The following is a 17,914-nucleotide window of genomic DNA, read 5'->3' on the forward strand; positions in this document are numbered from 1 at the left end:
ACCGCCTCCCGTTCGAGCCTCTGGGACTCCTTGTGGAGCTTGAGAAGGACGATCAAGGCGGCGGCGCGGCGCGCCGCCGCACGGCCCGATGGAGGTACGGGGAGAGGGAGCGTGCCCGATCGGTGAACCGAGGACTGCGGCGCGCCGCTCCATCACCCGGTCCTGCGGTTCTTGTTGTATTCCTGGACCAGCTTGAAGAACCCGGATTCGGAGTCGGCGAACTTCGTGACGCCCTTCTCCGGATCGGTCGTCACGAAGTGCAGCCAGGGCCCAGCGGCCGGCTTCAGGGCAGCCTCGATGGCGTCGGCGCCCGGGTTACAGATGGGACCGGGCGGCAGGCCGAGGCGCGCATAGGTGTTGTACCGCGACCGGCTCTTGAGATCCTCCTTCGAGACCCTGACGCCGAACATCGATCCCGTTCGGTTCGAAGACCAGCACGGTGCCCTCGGAGCTCCGGCAGTCCACGGCGGCGTACATGCCGCATCCCCAGTCCAGGATCGGCAGGACATCCGCCGGCCAATGCACTTCACCGCCAGACTCCGACATCGAGCGTTCCTCGCGGTAGACGTTCACTGCGGTACGCCCTTCTCCCGCGAGCGGAAAGAGCTGGTAGTCAGGGCCGAAGCCTCCGTTGGCCACCTCGCAGTAGAGCCGTGCGAGTACGGGAGGGAGTCCGAAACCCAAGATGATCTCCGCCTGTGCCACCTCTTCCGCCGTCGCAGGGGGAGGCAACGGTTCTCCGGGAGTCCCCGCCTTCACTGACACCCGCCGGAAAAGATCATCAATGTCTGTCATGGCGATGATCCTGCCATCCACCCACGACAGATCCGTCGGCGACCGAGGACCGTCGCAGGTTGCATCTCCGGCTGCACTACAGGGACGTTCAGCACCGTTCAGGATGGACCAGGCAGGCCCGCCAACCGTGAACCGCGCGTCGTTGTCCCGGTCACGAAGCAAGAAGCGCAGACCGCGCATAACGGAGGCGGGACCTCACGTGCTCACCCGGATGGGGAGGGACTCCCAGGTCTGCAGTGTGTTGTTGAGGCCTCTGCGGGGCGGAGCGGCCGGCTCGATCTGCTTGATGCGGCGCGCGAGGACGGTGAGCAGGACTTCGGCCTCAAGTCGGGCGACATGCTGGCCGACACACTGGTGGATGCCCATGCCGAAACCCAGGTGGCCTGACGGATCGCGGGTGAGATCGAAGGCGTCGGGATTGTGCCACCGGCGAGGATCGCGGTTGGCCGCACCGAGCAGCATGAGGATCTTTTTGTGCTTGGGGATGGTCGCGTCGGCGAACGCCGTCTCCGTGGCGGTGGTGTGGAACACCATCTGCAGGGGGGAGGCCCAGCGTACGGCCTCGTCGAAGGCGACGCGCGCGAGCTGCGGCTGCTCACGTAGCCGTTGCCATTGCTCCGGATGCGTGGCGAAAGCGTGCAGGATCGCGGCGATCCCGTGCACGGTGGTGTCGACCCCGGCCGACAGCAGTGAGCGCACCACGAGCGGCGCCTGTTGCTGAGTGAGGTCGCCTCGATCGGCGGCGGCCCAGATCTCGGCGCCGAAACCGCCCTCGGCGAGAACCTCCCGGGCGCACAGGGTGGTGACCCATGCGGAGAGTTCGGCCAGCCGGTTCGCGCTGCGGGTGAAAAGGTCGTTTTTAGGGCCGAAGGCGTTGAAGACCAGGTCACCGTAGGCCAGGAGGTCCTCCCGGCCCTCCTTGGGCAGGCCGACCGCGTCGGGGAAGACCTTGAGCGGGAAGGCGGCGGCCAAGGCGGGCATGGCGTCGAATTCGCCGCCCGCGGCGACGAGGCGTTCGACGAGTTCCTCGGCGTCCGCGGTCCACTGCTCGCGCACCCGCCGCAGCACTCGCGGGCTGAGGATCTTGCTGAGTACGCGGCGAGGGGCGTCGTGCAGGGGAGGGTCCGACTCCGTCGGCATGGCAGGGAGACGCCAGGGCTTCTCGGTATGGAAGTTGGCCAGGCCGACACCGGCACCGACCTGGAAGTGCTGCCAGTCGACCATGGCTGCGCCGACCTCGTCATAGCGGCCCAGCGCGTAGACGTCGTAGCGGTTCAGGTACACCACCGGGCCCGCCTCGCGCAGGGCGATCTGCATGGGGGTTCGGTCGCGTAGGTTCTCGTGGTCGAACGGGTCGATGTCACTGGTGGGGAGGGCGGCGGCATCCTGGCGGATGGAGGTCATGGTTGGGCTCCGGTAGGCGTGATGGACGCTCGGTCACAGGTCCAGGACGAGGCGGTCGGTCACAGGTCCAGGACGAGGCGGTCGGTGCGGGAGCGGGAAACGCAGATGAGCATGCAGTCGCCTGCCGCGCGTTCCGCCTCGTCCAGGACGCAGTCACGGTGGTCGGGAATACCGTCGAGCACCGTGGTCTCACAGGTGCCGCAGGTGCCCTGCCTGCAGGAGGAGAGCATGTCGATGCCCACGCCGCGTACCGCGTCGAGGATGGAGACGTCCGGATCGACGGTGACGGTCTTGCCTGAGCGGCGCAGTTCGACGTCGAACGGCCCCTTGCGTGCCGGCGCGTCCAGTTCCGGCGGGGTGAACCGCTCGGTACGCAGCGTGTACTCCGGCCACGGGGAGCAGGCCGACTCGGCCGCGGCAAGAAGGGGGGCGGGGCCGCAGCAGTAGACCTTCGTCCCTTCTCGTGGCTCGCCGAGCCAGGTGGCCAGGTCCAGCAGGCCGTACTCGTCCTGCGGTACGAGACGCACTCGGTCGCCGTAGCGCTCGAGTTCGTCGCGGAAGGCCATCGACGTGCGCCGCCGCCCGCCGTACAGCAGCTTCCACTCGGCCCCCATCATGTCGGCCTGCCGGATCATCGGCAGCAGCGGGGTGATCCCGATGCCTCCGGCAATGAACAGATATTCGTCCGAGGGCACCATCGGGAAGTGGTTGCGGGGCCCGCCGAGCCCGAGCAGGTCGCCGGGCCGCAGGGTGTCGTGCACCCAGGCGGAGCCACGGCGGCCAGTGGGTTCGCGGAGAACGGCCACCCGGTAGGTGAACGGGTCCCACCGGTCACCGCACAGGGAGTACTGGCGGGTCAGGCCGTTGGGCAACACCAGGTCCACATGTGAGCCCGGGGTCCAGGCCGGCAGCCGGTCGCCCTGGGGGTGTTCCAGAGTCAGCGCGACGACGTCGTCGGCGACCTGGGTTCTGGCGGTGACGCGCACGGTGGCCTGGTCCGTCCCGGCGGGAACGGACCCGGCGGGAACGGACCCGGCGGGGACGGAGAACTCGTCGTCGGTCACCTGGCCGTCTCCTGTTCGGGGTGGTGGCCGAGCAGCTCGTAGGCCGCGAGGTCGGGTGCGCGGGTGATGTCGTAGTACTCCTGCAGCGAGAACGGCCAGACCTGGGAGGCCCGCCCGAACCGGTTCTGGTACCAGGTGCTGACCTGAACGGCACCCCAGGCCTTGAGCTTGTTGCCGGCGTCGACCCGGTCGCAGAACTCCTTCAGGGCGGTCTCCTGGCAGTCGAGGGACCGGTACCCGGATCGCAGCAGCTCCCCGATGCACGCGACGGTGTATTCGGCCGCGCACTCGGCCATGAAGATCGCGCTGCCGTTGACCACCACGCCGGTGTTGGGCCCCATCAGCATGAACAGGTTGGGGAACCTGGGCACGGTGACCCCGAGGTAGGCACGGGCGTCTCCGCCCCAGTACTCGTGGAGGTCGGCGTCGTCTCGTCCGCGGATCGTCATCGGTTCCAGGTAGTCCGAGGCATGGAAGCCGGTGGCGTAGACGATGAGGTCGACATCGTGCACGGTCCCGTCCGCCGTCCGCACCCCCTTCTCGGTGATGGCCTCGATGGGGTCGACGACGAGGTCGACGTGCGGCCGCTTCAGCGCGGCCGCCCACACGCCGTTGTCCCGGGTCATCCGTTTGGCCCCGGGCGGGTAGGTGGGGGTCATCTTGGCCAGCAGGTCCGGGCGGTCGGCGAGCTGGATCTTCAGGCGCTCCAGCAGCTGGCTGCGCAGTGCGGCGTTCGCGGCGGACGTCGAGTGCGGATCGGTCCAGTCCGGATCGACCTGGACGAACGGCAGCCGGCCCTCGGCGGCCAGCCAGAAATGCCAGAACCGGTACCAGCGGCCGTAGTACGGCACGTGACGCAGCAGCCAGAACATGCCGGGACGGATGTCATCGTGGTAGGTCGGTGTGGGCAGCATCCACGGCGCGTTGCGCTGGAACACCGTGAGGTGCTCGACCTGGTCGGCGATCGCGGGCACGATCTGGTACGCGCTGGCGCCGGTGCCGATCACTGCCACCCGCAGGCCGGTGAGGTCGAGTTCCCGGTCCCATTGCGCGGAATGGAACGAGCGGCCCGCGAAGGTGTCCCGGCCGGGGATGTCGGGGATGTTGGGGCGGTTGAGCTGCCCGACCGCGGTGATGATCGCCTGGAAGTGGTGGGTGCGGGTGTTGCCGTCGGAGTCCCGGACGGTCACATCCCATCCCTGCTTCGTCTCGTCGAAGCAGGCCTCGACGACCTCGGTGCCGAAACGAATGTGCGGGCGCAGCCCGAACCGGGTCGCCACGTCCTGGAGATACGCCTCGATCTCCACCTGCTCGGAGAACTGCTGCGGCCAGTCCGGCTTCTGCGCGAACGAGTAGCTGTAGGCATAGTTCGGGGTGTCGAGCCGGCACCCGGGATAGACGTTCTCCCACCAGGTGCCGCCCACCTCCGGGTTCTTCTCGAACATCACGAACGGCACACCGGCCTGGCGCAGGCGGTGCGCGGCGGCCATGCCGGAGATGCCGGCCCCTATGACGGCGACGGTGAAGTCCGCCTCCGGGGCGATGTCCTGCTTCGACCAGCCCGGTGTCCCGTAGTCGCGGGGAAGACCCAGCTCGTGGCGGAGCAGCGGGATGTATTCGGGTCCGGCGTCCTTGGTGAGGAACCGCATGATGCGGTTGAGGGCGGCCGCGCTCGGCTCCGCGCTCGGCTCCGCGGCGCGGACCGACCCCCGGTCCCGAAGACGGATGAGCGCCTGGAGCGCCACCGCGCGTGCGCGCTCCTGGCTCGCCGCGCTCATCCCCCCCTGCGGAGCGATCACGGAGTCCATGGGAGGCAGTGGCGGCTTGAGATCGTCGCCGAGCAGTTCGGGCTCGTCGTCGACCAGTGCCAGCGCGGCCAGCAGGGCGGGCAGCTCCGCATCCGCCAACGCCCGGGCGATGAAGTCGTCGTCCTCGGTGATCGGCAGAACGTCGTCGTAGTCGGGTTCGGTGAAAGCGATGAAATCGCTGGGCCCCGATTGCGCCGGCATCGGTTTCACACCGCCTTCTTCTGGAGGAACTCGGCGATCATGCGGCTCGTCTCCTCCGGCGCCTCGATGTTCGGCTCGTGGCTGTAGTCGACTTCCACGCTGGTCGCCCCGGGTGCGAGATCGGTCAGTTTCTTGGACCATCCGGTTTCCAGAAGCGTGTCGTACCGTCCCTCGACGAGCAGCAACGGCGTCTCCAGCTCGCGCATCCGATCAAGGAAGGTGTCCGGAGGAAGCTGCCGCTGCACGGCGGGGTTGCTCAGCCGCGGTGCCATCAGCGACTCCCAGTGGCCGGGGATGAGGCTGTTCTCATGCCGCCGGCGGATGTGGTCGTCCAGTCCTTCGGTGCTGCGGACGATCAACCGGGTCATCTTCTCGGCCGCCTCAAGACTGGGCTCGTAGTCCGCGAGCGCGGCGATGCCCTCGGGGACTCGGAACGGTCCACCGGTGCCGGAGATGCTGACGGCGCGGTCGACCGGCCAGGGACGGCCGGGTTCCACCAGTGCCCGCAGCAGCAGGGAGCCGCCGAAGGAGGCACCGACGAAGTGTGCCCGGTCGATGCCCAGTGCCTGGCAGAAGGCGGCGACGTGCACGATGCGCGCCGCGTAGGGGGACCGGTCGAGGAAGACGGCCTTGTCGGTGCCGCCCCAGCCGAGGAGTTCCGGCGCGACCACGTGGAAGTCCGCGGACAGGGCGTCGATCACCGGTCCCCAGCAGAGTTCCGCGGTGGTGCCGAAACCGCCGTCATGAATGAGTACGACCGTGTCGCGCTGGGGGTCACCGGCCTCGACATAGGCGGTGCGGAAACCTCCGGCCATGACTGTCTGCACGGGGCGACTGGGCTTGGTCACGCTTATGCCCTTCCTCTTTAGTCCTGTGATGTTTCTGGGTTGTTTGTCGGTGAGGGCGTGCTCAGTGCTTTACTGAGCCGCCGTCGACGCAGAGCGTCTGGCCGGTGACGAAGGCGGCGCCCGGGGAGAGCAGAAATCTGACCGGCCCGACGATGTCCTCCGGGTAGGCGCGGCGCTTCAGCGAGCGAGTGCTGATGTTCTGCTCCTCGGTATGCGCCATCGACGCGATCATCGGCGTCGCGGTGATGCCCGGGCTGATCACGTTCACCGTGATCTCGTCGTCGCCGAGTTCATCGGCCAGACAGCGCGCGAACCCGATGACCCCCGCCTTCGAGGCGACGTAGGCGAAGAGGTTGCGCGGCCCCTTGAACACCGTGCCAGAGGCGAACAGCACGATACGGCCGCCCCTGACCATCATCGGGACGATCGCCTGGGTGAGCGCGATGGTCCCCTCCAGGTTGGTGCGCAGTACGCGCTCCCACACCTCACGCCCGGTGTCACGGAACGATGACCAGTGGGTGGCCGCCGCGCAGTGCACGAGGTGATCGACCTGGGTCACGCCGCCCGCGGCGAGCCCGTCGCACATCGCCGTTATGCCGTCGGCGGTGCTCAGGTCGGCCACGACATACTGTGCGCCGTCGACTCGCTCCTCGGGAACGCGCAGGTCGACGACGACGACCGGCAGCCCGTCCGCGCACAGGGATCGTGTGATGGCCGCACCGATCCCGCTCGCGCCTCCGGTGACGACTGTGACCGTCATAGAGCCGGTTCCTTCCTCATGTGTCGCTCGCCGCCGATCGCGGCGAAGAACGTCGTCAGCGCTTCGGTGAACGCCTCCGGGTTTTCGATATTGGACAAATGTCCGGCGCGGGGGATTACCCGAAGGGTAGCCCCGTGGATCCCCTGCTCCAGTTCCCGCAACAACGGCAGCGGGGTCTTGTTGTCGTCCGCTCCCGCGAGCACGAGCGTGGGGACATCGATGCCGGTGAGACGGCTGGTGTTGTCCACCCGGAAGGTGGCCTCGGCGGAGGCGAGGTACGCCTCGGGTGAGACGGAGGCGATGGCGTCGTACAGCATGGCGCGGTCGGCGGACGCGAGCGGCCGGGTGAGGGTCTCTTTCAGGTAGGTCTCGGCGTAGCCGGCCATGCCCTGCTCGGGCAGGGCCCGCGAGATGGCCTCCATACGGCGGTCGGCGATCTCGGGCGCGAGCCCGGCGAAGGTGTTGGCGAGCACCAGGCTGCACACGCGATCGGGATGCCGCTCGGCGTACGCCACCGCCTGGACACCCCCCATGGAAAGACCCACCAGGTGCACCTTGCGGGAGACGGGGGCGAGTTCCGCGTGCAGATCGGTGACCCAGTCCGACAGGCGCAGCGGCCCCCGCCACGCCGTGTCTCCATGACCCCGGCTGTCGGGAGTGATCACCCGGTATCGGCCGGAGAGGGCCGTGGCCTGGGGGTGCCACAGGCGCCGGTCCGTCCCGAGGCTGTGGAGGAGCACGACGACCTCGCGGTTGTCCGGACCCGTGGTCATCGCCGATGCCTCACTCATTGTCGAAGTACTTGATGACGGCGGTGGCGCCGCCGTCGACGGTCAGGGCGACGCCGTTCACTCCGGCCGCGGCGTCCTGGCACAGGAACTCCACGGCGGCGGCGACCTCGTCCACGGTGACGATCCTCCCGATCGGGCTACGCCGTGCCATCTCCGGGATCAGCGCCGTATTGAACATGGGCGTGTCCATCGCGCCCGGGCAGACGGCGTTGACGGTGATGCCGGTTCCCCAGAAGTCGGTGAGGAGGGACCGGGTCAGGTTGACCAGTCCCGCCTTGGACGCGGCATAGCTGGGGAACGGGTATCCGGTCGTGCCCGCCACCGAGGCGACGTTGACGATCCGGCCGCTCCCGCGATCCAGCAGGTCCCTGGCGAACGCCCGGATAACCGCGTAGGGACCGCCGAGGTTGACGTCGACGGCGCGCAGGAACGCGTCGTGATCAAGGTCGAGCAGCAGCCGCCGGTCGATCGTGCCGGCGACGTTGACGATGATCGACGCCGCGCCCAGACGCGTGGTGATCTCGTCTCGCCAGCCCTGCACGGCTGCCTCGTCGGTGACGTCGACCTGCCACGACATCGCGGTCCCTCCGTCGGAGACGATGCCGTGCGCCGTCTCCCGCGCGGCCTGCCCGTCGAGGTCGCCACACGCCACGCGAGCGCCCGAACGCGACAGCGCGCGCGCCACCGCCCGGCCGAGGCCACCTCCTGCGCCGGTGACGACGGCGGTTCGATCGCTCAGTGGGTGGGACATGGTCGTGGCGTCCTTTCGGTGTTGGGGCATCGTGCGTTCAGTGGGCGTTCAGCGGGCGTTCCGTGCGGCGAGGCTGGTGCCTCCCACCGCCCAGTTCTCCGGCTGCACCCGCTCCACGAGCACGTGCACTGCCGCCGGGTCGGAGCCGGTCGCCGTGACGTAGGCGTCTGTGACCGTGTGGAGCAGGTTCTCGATGACCTCCGGGCTCAGCGGTGCGGCGTGGTTGATGCGGATCAGGGGCATGACACTTCTCCGAGTGCGTCGGTGGAAAGGTAGCGGTCGCTTGGTGGGTCAGTTCCGTGCCGCCGGGTCCGCCACGCCCGTCGGGCGATCGGAGCCATCACCGGAGGTCGCCTCGCCGAGGCCCAGGTGGCGGGTTTCGCCGGCGACGAACACCCCCAGCAGGAACAGTACGGCGAAGGCGGCGATGCCGATCGCCAGGCGGGAGGGGATGTCGCTGACCTCCGGGCTGAAGAAGGTGACGATCGCCGGCATCACACCGCCGATCGCGAAGCCGAGGTTCCAGCTCAGCCCCGTGCCGGTGGCGCGGATCTCGGTGGGGAAGCGCTCGTTGAGGAAAATGAGCATCGGTGCCCCCGCCGCCATCACCACGAAGGCCATGACGGTCGCGACCACCGTGATCACAACGGCTTCGCCGGGCTGCCGGTCCGCCAGCCACAGGTACAGGAAGGGAACCGCGACGAGGGTGGCGGTCCCGAACCCGAGGAACACTGGACGGCGGCCGTACCGGTCGCTGAGGTGGCCACCGATGATCCCTCCCGCGATGATGCCCAGGTTGGCGATGATCAAGATAATCGCCGCGGTGGTCTTGCCGATGCCGATGTTCGCACCGAAGAAGGTCGGGAAGAAGCCCACCGTGAGGTAGTAGAACGCGGCGCCACCGGCGGTGACGGCGGTGTTGACCAGCATCACGGTGCGGTACTGACGTGCGAAGACCTGTCGCAGGGGCGACTTCCGCGGGGTGGGACGGTCCTGACGCGCGGCCCACAGCGGGGATTCCTCGGTCCGGCGGTAGACGTAGAAGCTGAAAACGGCCGTGACGATGCCCGTGAAGAACATGACCCGCCAGCCCATCGTGGCGAACGCCTCTCCCGGGAACAGCGTGGAGATCACGAAGTAGGCGATCGACGCCAGGACGGCTCCGGCACCCGCGCCGCCACCCGCGACCAGGCCCGACATCAGACCGCGATGCCCGGGCTGTACGGTCTCGGTTCCGAGCGTGTGCGTCGACGCCACAACCCCGCCCACGAAGATGCCCTGGATCATTCGCAGGATGAGGAACAGCGACGGCGCGAGGTAGCCCGCCGCCTCGTAGGTGGGTACGGCGCCCATCAGGGCGGTCGAGATGCCGACACCGCTGATGGACACGAGCATGGCGAGTTTGCGTCCGTTGCGGTCCGCGTAGGCACCGAAGAGCGCCGAGCCGAGCGGCCTCATCAGCAGAGTGACCGCGAACGAGGCGTACACGAACGTCAGCTGCAGGGTCGCGTTCCCCGCGGGGAACAGCAGCGGGCCGATGGTCGAGGCCACGAACAGGATGACGGTGAGGTCATACAGGTCCATCGCCCATCCGGTGATGGATGCGATGCCAGCCGATCGCACCTGGCGTTTGCGCACGCCGTTGACATCGTCCACGTGGTTCTCCTATGGCTGGGGCCCCAGCGGTTGTGGGGGGTGGTGTGCACCATATGCAGGACGTTTCTCAGTACGCAATATGTTGTTCACCATAGCGGAACACTTCTTCCGGGGATCGGTCCGCTATGGTGAACAACATGGCTGACACCAAGGCGCTGTCATCGGTGAACCGGGCGCTGACGATGATCGAGCTCCTGGCCGAAAGCAGCGGCCTCACCGTCACCCAGCTCGCGGACCGACTCGGCACCGGAAAGGCGACCGCCTTCCGGCTCGCCAAGACACTCGTCGATCGCGGCTGGCTGGTGAAGGACGCGGACCTGCACTACCGGCTCGGCCCCGGAATCCTCGGCCTCTCGCCCGCCACGCAGGCGAAGCACGACCTCAAGGCCACGTTGCGGCCGATCCTGGAAGAACTCCACGATGCCACCAAGGAGACCGTCCATCTCACCGAGCTCCACGGCCGGCACATCATCTATCTGGATCAGCTGGTCTCACCGAAACCGGTCCGCTCCGTCAGCACCCTCGGCAGCCGCTCCCCCGCCCACTGCGTGTCACCGGGACTCGCGCTCATGGCCGCCCTGCCCGCCGAAACACTCAACTGGATCCTGGCCGTCCCGCTGCAGCGCTATACCGAGCGGTCGATGACGGACCAGGCCGAGATCCGCGAGGAGTTGTCGCGAGTGCGCACCCGTGGATACGCGATCAACCGCGGCTCCTACCGTCCCGAGGTCGGAGGCGTCGGAGTCGCGATCGTCGACGCCCGCCGAAGGCCGATCGCCGGTATCTCCGTGTGCATGCCCACCTATCGGATGCAGACCTCGGACCTCGCCGAGATCGGCAGGCGTCTCATCGACGCCGCCGCGGACGCCCAACGCAGGATCACGCTCGCTCGCATCACCTAAGAGACCGTGAGGTAGCCGGCCGGTCGCCGTGTGCTGTCACACGTCGATCACGGTCGGCGTGGTCGGAGGACGCCTTTACCGGACCGGGTTTGGGTGTTGCCGTCTCCTGACATGGCGCATTCCTCTCACCTCGAAAGTATGTAAGATGTTGCTTAAACACTTACATACTCTCCAGACAGTGCGCAAACAAAGGCGGTGGGCCATGGACGACGCCCTGCGGGCGGTGGCGGACCCGACCCGCCGCGCCATCCTCGTCCTGGTGCGGGACCGCGAGGTGTCGGCAGGCGAGATCGCCGAGCGCTTTCCTGAGATCAGTCGCCCGGCGGTCTCCCAGCATCTGCGGACGCTGACAGCAGCCCGCCTCGTCGACGTCCGCCGCGCAGGCAACCGCCGCTTCTACCGACTACGTCCCGAGGGCCTGGCCGAGGCGGTGACGTTCTTGGAGACGATGTGGTCCACCTCGCTCAGCCGCCTCCAGCGCGAGGCCGAACGAGAAGAACACGCGCACACCGGCGACCAGGATGCGAAGGGATCATTGTGAGCAGGACGATCGAGCAGACGTTGCACATCCGCGCGCGTCCCGAGACGGTGTGGCGGTTCTTCACGGACCCGGCACGCCTGGCGCGATGGTGGGGAACGTCCGAGCTGGACGCCCGCCCTGGCGGCACCCTGCAGGTCGCGATGCACGAGGGCCCACGCCCGGTGATGCTCGGGCGGTTCGTGGAGCTCGTGCCGTATGAACGGATCGTCTTCACCTTCGGCTGGGAGGCCACGCCGGGAGCGCCCGACATCCCACCCGAGGCCTCCCGGGTCGAAGTCACCCTGACCCGGGACGGTGACGGCACCAAGCTCACCCTCCACCACAGCGGTTTGCCGGCCCTACTCGAAGAGGAGACCGGCGACGGCTGGGCGCACATGCTCCGTCGTCTCGGTGAAACGGCGGCCACGAGCCACACTCGTACCGGCGAGAAACCTGGCGACCCTGAACAGCCGCGACACCATGTCCGGGTGGAGCCGATCACGTCGTTCACAGCCGGCCAACACGATCGCTGACCGGGGCCAGACGACCTGTTCCTCAGGGGCCAAGATGGTTGTTCAAGGCCAGGCAAGTCCTCGGTGGTGATGGTGGCAGTCCGGCGACTGAGCGACCGATGCGGTGGCCGCGGCGCTCAGCTCGAAATAGATGATGGCCGCTTTTCGCGAAAATCTCGACTTCCAAACCTAGAGTGATCAGAGTCGCGATACCGGGAAGCACTCGCCTGGTCGACCGCTCAGGGAGAGGACGTCATGACTTGGCTCGTCACAGGGGCGACAGGCATGCTCGGGCACGAGGTGGTCGCGCTGGCGCGCGGACGAGGGTACGGCGTCGCCGCGCGGGGCCGCCGGGACCTGGACGTCTGTGATCGGGCCCAGATCGAGTCGGCCTTTCAGGCGCTCGCCCCGCGGGTCGTGGTCAACTGCGCTGCCTGGACGGCGGTGGACGACGCCGAGGAACGGGAGCGAGAGGCGTACCGGGTCAACGCCGACGGTCCGCGGCTGCTCGCCGAGGCCTGTGCGCGGCACGGCGCCCGGCTGGTTCACGTCTCCACCGACTACGTCTTCTCCGGTGACGCCACCATCCCGTACGGCGAGGACCATCCGGCCGAGCCCCGGAGCGCGTACGGGCGGACCAAGCTGGCCGGAGAGCAGGCGGTCCTCGATGCGCTGCCTTCCGCGGCCGTGGTCCGGACGGCTTGGCTGTACGGCGCCCACGGGCCGAACTTCGCGCGCACCATGCTCCGTCTCATGGCGGAGCGGGAGACCGTCGAGGTGGTCGACGACCAGTTCGGGCAGCCCACCTGGGCCGCGGACCTCGCGGACCGGCTGATCACGCTCGGCGAGCTCGGCTCGGCGGCGGGGATGTTCCACGCCACCAACTCCGGAAAGGCCAGCTGGTTCGAGTTCGCCCAGGAGATCTTCCGGCTGTCCGGCACCGATCCCGACCGGGTGCGCCGGACGACCTCCGAGGGCTTCGTCCGCCCGGCGAGGCGACCGGCTTTCAGCGTCCTGGGGCACGAGCGGTGGCGAGAGCTCGGCCTGGAGCCGCTCCGCCCCTGGCGGGACGCCCTGCGTAAGGCCCATCCCGAGCTGGCGAAGCCCTTCCGCTGAGAAGGTACGCGCCCGCCGAGGGGGCACGAGCGGTGGCGAGAGCTCGGCCTGGAGTCGCTCCGCCCCTGGCGGGACGCCCTGCGTAAGGCCCATCCCGAGCCGGCGAAGCCGCTCCGCTGAGAAGGTACGCGCCCGCCCGTCGACGGTGGGCCGCGGAGACCCGGTGACGGTTCGCGGCCGGCGCGCCGACGCGATGGCCGAAAACCGTCGCGACGGGCCGGTGAGGTCCTAAGGGCGGGCGTGCGAGGCGTAGAAGGCCAGGCACTCCTCGTAGGAGGGCAGGAGGCCGCCCGCGCGCGCCTCGGCGAGGGTGGGCGCCGCGGCGTCCTTGGGTGACAGGAGCGGTTCGACGTCCGCCGGCCAGGTGATGCCCAGTTCGGGATCCAGCGGGTGGATACCGTGCTCCCTGGTCGGGTTGTAGCCCTCCGAACACAGGTAGATCACGGTCGCGTCGTCCGTCAGTGCGAGCAGGCCGTGCCCCAGCCCTTCGGACAGGAACACTCCCCGGTGGTCCTCGTCGTCCAGGCGCACCATCTCCCACTGGCCGAACATCGGTGAGCCGACCCGGATGTCCACGATCACATCCAGCATCGCCCCTCGCACGCACTTGACGTACTTCGCCTGGCCCGGTGGCACGTCGGCGACGTGAATCCCGCGCAGGGTGCCCCGGCGCGAAACGGAGCAGTTGGCCTGGGAGAGCCGCAGCCGCCGTCCGGTGACCGCGTGGAACTCCTCCTCGCGGAACCATTCGTGGAGAGCTCCCCGATCGTCGATGTGGATTTTCGGGTCGTCAATCCATGCGCCTTTGATTTTCAGTGGCTGCATCTCGGCTGCTCCTGATCCCGGCCGTTTACCGGACCGTGTAGAACGTGCTGTGGCCTTTCCCGCCACGATCCAATGCTGACCGCAGACGGTCAGCTTTGGGGATCCCGCCGACGGTCGTGATACCAAAGTCGATGCGGCCCATACTTTAGTCGGAAAGCAGGTTCCGTATCGGCGACTTCGGTTGAGACGGGAGATGCCGACGACCGATTCCCGCCGCCACGACCGGCCTTAATGTTGAATCGTGCGTAAATCCTTACAGCTCATCGGGTTCATCATGATCCTCGAAGGCGTAAGCGGGGCCATCGACCAGATCGCCGTTCAGCCCGTCCTCGGCGCAGTGCTCAACTTCTTTAACCGCGTCATCGTCAACAACGTGGCCTTCCTCGAAGGTTACGAGATCTACGCGAACCTGATCCTGGCGATCCTCGGGATTGTTGTGATCATCGCCGCGGAAAGAGCTCCGGCGTCTTAGCGTCCCGCGCTCTCCACCCCACCTATCCAATGTCGGGATGTCAGCAGAGGCCATGAACGAATTGTCACGACCATTACCCACCTGTCCGAGGAGCCGGAAATGAAGAACTCGACGGCGGTGCTGGCGGAGGAGACGGGTGAGCCCGTTGCCGCCCGCGCGGAGAACATCTCCAAGCGGTACAGCACCGGAGACACGGCGGTGGCGGCCCTCGACGGCGTGTCGCTGAACATCCCGCGTGGCCGGTTCGCCGGCATCATGGGACCGTCCGGTTCCGGCAAGTCCACCCTCATGCACTGCATGGCGGGGCTGGACAGTGTGGACTCCGGGCGGGTGTTCGTCGGCGACCAGGACGTGACGGACCTGAACGAGAAGCAGCTCACCCGGCTGCGCCGGGACCGGATCGGCTTCATCTTCCAGTCCTTCAACCTGCTGCCCACCCTGACCGCGCTGGAGAACATCGTCCTGCCGATCCGGCTGGCCGGCCGCACGCCCGATCAGGAATGGCTGGACTCCGTGATCGAGACCACCGGCCTGCGCGAGCGGCTGGACCACCGTCCGAACCAGCTCTCCGGCGGCCAGCAGCAGCGGGTGGCGTGCGCGCGGGCGCTCGCCGGCAAGCCGGACGTCATCTTCGCGGACGAGCCCACCGGTAACCTCGACTCCCGGTCCGGTGCCGAGGTGCTGGGCTTCCTGCAGAAGTCGGTACGGCAGACCGGCCAGACCATCGTCATGGTCACCCACGACCCGACGGCCGCCGCGTACACCGATCACGTGATCTTCCTGTCCGACGGCCGCGTCGTCGACCGGATGCCGGAACCCACCGCGGAGAAGGTCCTGGAGCGGCTGAAGAGGTTCGAACCCGCGGGGGCGAGCAGCACGACCCCTGGCAAGCGGGGGCGGATCTGATGCTCGCAAAGCTCACACTGCGCAATCTCATGGCGAATCGGGTCCGGCTGCTGCTCTCCGTGCTCGCGGTGACGCTCGGGGTCTCCTTCGTCGCGGGCACGATGATCTTCCGGGACACCGCCACCCAGAGCTTCGACCCGATCTTCGCGGGGCGGACCGAGACCACGACCGTGGTCGTCCGGCCCAAACCGGCCGAGGGGGAGAACGCGACGCCGGCCACGATACCGGCCTCTCTGGTCAGCACGCTGCAGCAGAGCGTGCCCGGCGCCGGAGAGCTCAAGGGGCAGCACGACGGGTACGCGGCGATCGTCCGCCAGGACGGGAGGATCGTCGGTGAGGACCGCGCGGCGCACCTGGGCGCGGCGTACCTGGAGCGCCCGGGCGCGGGCCTTCAGATACTCTCCGGCCGGGAGCCTTCGGCGGCCGACGATGTCGTCGTCGAGGAGCGCACCGCGGCCGAGGGGCAGCTCAAGGTCGGCGACTCGGTCAGCGTGGTGACCGCGCGGGCGACGAGGTCCATGCGCGTCGCCGGCGTCTTCAGGGCGGTCAACGACCAGGTCGGCCGTGCCGCCACCTACGTGATGTTCGCCCCCGAGACCGCGCAGGCCCTGCTGACCGGCCCCGGGCAGTACTCGGCGATCTTCGTACGGCCACGCGAGGGCGTCTCGCAGCAGCAGCTTCTCCAGCAGGTCGGCGCGGCACTCCCGGCGCAGTACGAGGCCAAGACCGGCGCGGACGAGGTGGAGGAGGTCAAGTCCCAGCTGAGCTCGCTCTTCGAGCTGATCAGCCGGTTCCTGCTGGTGTTCGCCGGTGTGGCGGTCTTCATCGGATCGTTCATCATCCTCAACACGTTCACGATGCTGGTCGTGCAGCGGATCCGGGAGCTCGCGCTGCTCCGGGCCATGGGCGCGAGCCGCGCCCAGGTGACCCGGGCGGTTCTCGGCGAGGCGCTCGGGATCGGTTTCCTCGGCTCGACCCTGGGCCTGCTCACCGGCGTGGGACTGTCCTACGGGCTGAGGCTGCTGTTCGAGCGGTTCACCGGCGGCACCCAGGTTCCGCTGCGCACGCCGGTGGTCGAGCTCTCGACCGTGATCTGGGCGTACGCGGTCGGCATGCTCGTCACGCTGCTGGCCGCCTACCTGCCGACGCGCCGCGCGGCGAAGATCCCGCCGGTCGCGGCGATGCGCGACGACGTGGCGCTCACCCGCCGTTCGATGACCCTCCGCCTCGTCGCCGGCGTCGTCATGGCGCTGCTGGGCGCGGGAGCGCCGGCCGCGGGCCTGGCGACCGGGAAGGCGGGGGGCACGGCCCTGGTGATCGGCGGCGGTCTGCTGGCGTTGCTCGCCCTGACGATGCTCAGCCCGTTCCTGAGCCGGCCGGTCATCGCGCTGCTCGGCTGGCCGATCTCCCGGCTCGGCGGCACGGTCGGGCGGCTGAGCCGGGAGAACGCCCGGCGGGATCCCCGCCGTACCGCGGCCACGGCGTCGGCGCTGATGGTCGGGCTCGCGCTCGTCTCGGTGGCGACGGTGGTGGCCGGCTCGATGAGCACGTCCGCCGACCAGAGGATCGCGCGTCAGTTCGGCGCCGACCTCTCCCTGGACCCGCGCGGTCTCACCGGTTTCAGCCAGGAGACGGTGGACCGGGTGGCCGCCGTCCCGGGCGTGCGCGGCGTCACCGCGGTCCGGCACGGGACGATGAGGATCGCCGACGGACAGGTGCCCGTCCTGGTCGCCGACCCGGTCGCGCTGGCGGGTCCGGCCAACCTGAGGATCGAGGACGGCACCGGCACCCTGGCCGCCGACGGGCTGCTCGTGCAGAGCGCACTCGCCGCGGAGCGTGGCTGGAAGGTGGGCAGCACCATCACCGGCCGGTACCCGGACCGGTCCACCGCGACCCTGCGGGTGAGCGGACTCTTCGCCGCCAACGAGGTGCTGGGCATGTCCTTCATCGTGAGCCCGGCCGGTTACCAGGCGCACGCTCCGGCCGGTCTGATCCAGAAGGCGTTCGTCGACCTCGACGACGGCGGCGGGGAGCGGGCCCTGCAGGACGTGCGGTCGGCGCTTCAGGCCTACCCGAACGTCGAGCCGAAGGATCGCGAGGCGGTACGGGCCGACGCCCGCCAGGAGATCGATCAGGTGCTGAACCTGATCGTGGTCCTGCTGGTGCTCTCGATCGCCATCGCCGCGCTGGGCATCGTGAACACGTTGAGCCTGTCGGTGATGGAGCGGACCCGCGAGATCGGGCTGCTCCGAGCCGTCGGGATGAGCCGCAGCCAGACCCGATCCATGATCAGCTACGAGTCGGTGATGGTCTCGCTGTTCGGTGCCGTGGCCGGTCTGGCTCTCGGGACCGCGCTCGGCTGGGCGTTGCAGCGGGTGATGGCGGCCGACGGCGTCGAGGTACTCGACATCCCGTACGGCCGGCTCGGGCTCTACCTGCTCAGTGCCGTCCTGATCGGTGTCGTGGCGGCGATCTGGCCGGCCCGGCGGGCCTCGCGGATGAACGTCCTGCGGGCCATCCAGCACCAGTGAGCCGTCGACAGGTGACACGACCGACGTCTGCCGGGGGCGTACTGCGACGCTC

General features: G+C 68.6%; 19 protein-coding genes. 7 read left to right on the top strand and 12 right to left on the bottom strand.

Annotated elements, in window-relative coordinates; genetic code table 11:
* Positions 1 to 152 precede the first annotated feature (152 nt).
* The 11 genes from OG884_RS14235 to OG884_RS14285 all read right to left on the bottom strand — a co-directional run bounded on the left by OG884_RS14235 (position 153) and on the right by OG884_RS14285 (position 10,078).
* Positions 153 to 410 carry an endolytic transglycosylase MltG gene (locus OG884_RS14235; RefSeq protein WP_326645784.1) on the bottom strand — a complete coding sequence of 86 codons (258 nt, stop codon included), beginning with the start codon at positions 408 to 410 and terminating at the stop codon, positions 153 to 155.
* A complete protein-coding gene (locus OG884_RS14240) occupies positions 316 to 975 on the bottom strand; it encodes an SMI1/KNR4 family protein (protein WP_326645786.1) in 660 nt (219 codons plus the stop codon). The genes OG884_RS14235 and OG884_RS14240 overlap by 95 nt, the downstream gene beginning before the upstream one ends.
* A gap of 15 nt (positions 976 to 990) precedes the next feature.
* Positions 991 to 2,199, bottom strand: a complete 1,209-nt coding sequence (locus OG884_RS14245) for a cytochrome P450 (RefSeq protein WP_326645788.1) — start codon at positions 2,197 to 2,199, stop codon at positions 991 to 993.
* 59 nt (positions 2,200 to 2,258) lie between these two features.
* A complete protein-coding gene (locus tag OG884_RS14250) occupies positions 2,259 to 3,263 on the bottom strand; it encodes a PDR/VanB family oxidoreductase (protein ID WP_326645791.1) in 1,005 nt (334 codons plus the stop codon).
* On the bottom strand, positions 3,260 to 5,272 hold the full coding sequence (locus OG884_RS14255) for a flavin-containing monooxygenase (RefSeq protein WP_326645793.1): 2,013 nt from the start codon (positions 5,270 to 5,272) through the stop codon (positions 3,260 to 3,262). The genes OG884_RS14250 and OG884_RS14255 overlap by 4 nt, the downstream gene beginning before the upstream one ends.
* Before the next feature lie 5 nt (positions 5,273 to 5,277).
* Positions 5,278 to 6,120 carry an alpha/beta fold hydrolase gene (locus tag OG884_RS14260; RefSeq protein WP_326645794.1) on the bottom strand — a complete coding sequence of 281 codons (843 nt, stop codon included), beginning with the start codon at positions 6,118 to 6,120 and terminating at the stop codon, positions 5,278 to 5,280.
* Between the two features lie 61 nt (positions 6,121 to 6,181).
* Entirely contained in the window at positions 6,182 to 6,880 is a 699-nt protein-coding gene (locus OG884_RS14265) for an SDR family NAD(P)-dependent oxidoreductase (protein WP_326645795.1), read from the bottom strand.
* Entirely contained in the window at positions 6,877 to 7,671 is a 795-nt protein-coding gene (locus OG884_RS14270; RefSeq protein WP_326645797.1) for an alpha/beta fold hydrolase, read from the bottom strand. Before OG884_RS14270 ends, OG884_RS14265 begins: the two co-directional genes overlap by 4 nt.
* Positions 7,664 to 8,422, bottom strand: a complete 759-nt coding sequence (locus OG884_RS14275; RefSeq protein ID WP_326645799.1) for an SDR family NAD(P)-dependent oxidoreductase — start codon at positions 8,420 to 8,422, stop codon at positions 7,664 to 7,666. Before OG884_RS14275 ends, OG884_RS14270 begins: the two co-directional genes overlap by 8 nt.
* A 48-nt stretch (positions 8,423 to 8,470) precedes the next feature.
* Positions 8,471 to 8,665 carry a tautomerase family protein gene (locus tag OG884_RS14280; protein WP_326645801.1) on the bottom strand — a complete coding sequence of 65 codons (195 nt, stop codon included), beginning with the start codon at positions 8,663 to 8,665 and terminating at the stop codon, positions 8,471 to 8,473.
* A gap of 48 nt (positions 8,666 to 8,713) precedes the next feature.
* The gene (locus OG884_RS14285) at positions 8,714 to 10,078 is read right to left on the bottom strand and encodes an MFS transporter (protein WP_326645802.1); all 1,365 of its coding nucleotides are present in this window, start codon (positions 10,076 to 10,078) and stop codon (positions 8,714 to 8,716) included.
* Between the two features lie 137 nt (positions 10,079 to 10,215).
* On the opposite strand from OG884_RS14285, the gene OG884_RS14290 reads away from it, so the two are divergent.
* From OG884_RS14290 to rfbD, 4 genes are all read left to right on the top strand, one after another.
* On the top strand, positions 10,216 to 10,980 hold the full coding sequence (locus tag OG884_RS14290; protein WP_326645804.1) for an IclR family transcriptional regulator: 765 nt from the start codon (positions 10,216 to 10,218) through the stop codon (positions 10,978 to 10,980).
* Positions 10,981 to 11,158: 178 nt separating this feature from the next.
* Positions 11,159 to 11,521, top strand: coding sequence for an ArsR/SmtB family transcription factor (locus OG884_RS14295; protein ID WP_326645805.1), 363 nt, complete (start codon positions 11,159 to 11,161; stop codon positions 11,519 to 11,521).
* Positions 11,518 to 12,033, top strand: coding sequence for an SRPBCC family protein (locus tag OG884_RS14300; protein WP_326645806.1), 516 nt, complete (start codon positions 11,518 to 11,520; stop codon positions 12,031 to 12,033). The genes OG884_RS14295 and OG884_RS14300 overlap by 4 nt, the downstream gene beginning before the upstream one ends.
* A 234-nt stretch (positions 12,034 to 12,267) precedes the next feature.
* The gene (rfbD, locus tag OG884_RS14305; RefSeq protein ID WP_326645808.1) at positions 12,268 to 13,128 is read left to right on the top strand and encodes a dTDP-4-dehydrorhamnose reductase; all 861 of its coding nucleotides are present in this window, start codon (positions 12,268 to 12,270) and stop codon (positions 13,126 to 13,128) included.
* A 228-nt stretch (positions 13,129 to 13,356) separates the two neighbouring features.
* On the opposite strand, the gene OG884_RS14310 is transcribed toward rfbD, so the two are convergent.
* Positions 13,357 to 13,953, bottom strand: coding sequence for a dTDP-4-dehydrorhamnose 3,5-epimerase family protein (locus OG884_RS14310; RefSeq protein ID WP_326645811.1), 597 nt, complete (start codon positions 13,951 to 13,953; stop codon positions 13,357 to 13,359).
* Positions 13,954 to 14,194: 241 nt separating this feature from the next.
* Between OG884_RS14310 and OG884_RS14315 the strand changes: the two genes are divergently transcribed.
* From OG884_RS14315 to OG884_RS14325, 3 genes are all read left to right on the top strand, one after another.
* Positions 14,195 to 14,425 carry a hypothetical protein gene (locus tag OG884_RS14315; protein ID WP_326645813.1) on the top strand — a complete coding sequence of 77 codons (231 nt, stop codon included), beginning with the start codon at positions 14,195 to 14,197 and terminating at the stop codon, positions 14,423 to 14,425.
* Positions 14,426 to 14,524: 99 nt separating this feature from the next.
* Positions 14,525 to 15,331: an ABC transporter ATP-binding protein gene (locus OG884_RS14320; protein ID WP_326645815.1), complete on the top strand. Its 807-nt coding sequence runs from the start codon at positions 14,525 to 14,527 to the stop codon at positions 15,329 to 15,331.
* The gene (locus tag OG884_RS14325; RefSeq protein WP_326645817.1) at positions 15,331 to 17,862 is read left to right on the top strand and encodes an ABC transporter permease; all 2,532 of its coding nucleotides are present in this window, start codon (positions 15,331 to 15,333) and stop codon (positions 17,860 to 17,862) included. The genes OG884_RS14320 and OG884_RS14325 overlap by 1 nt, the downstream gene beginning before the upstream one ends.
* Positions 17,863 to 17,914: the final 52 nt, after the last annotated feature.

This window comes from Streptosporangium sp. NBC_01755 (genome assembly GCF_035917995.1).
In the GTDB taxonomy this organism is placed as follows: domain Bacteria; phylum Actinomycetota; class Actinomycetes; order Streptosporangiales; family Streptosporangiaceae; genus Streptosporangium.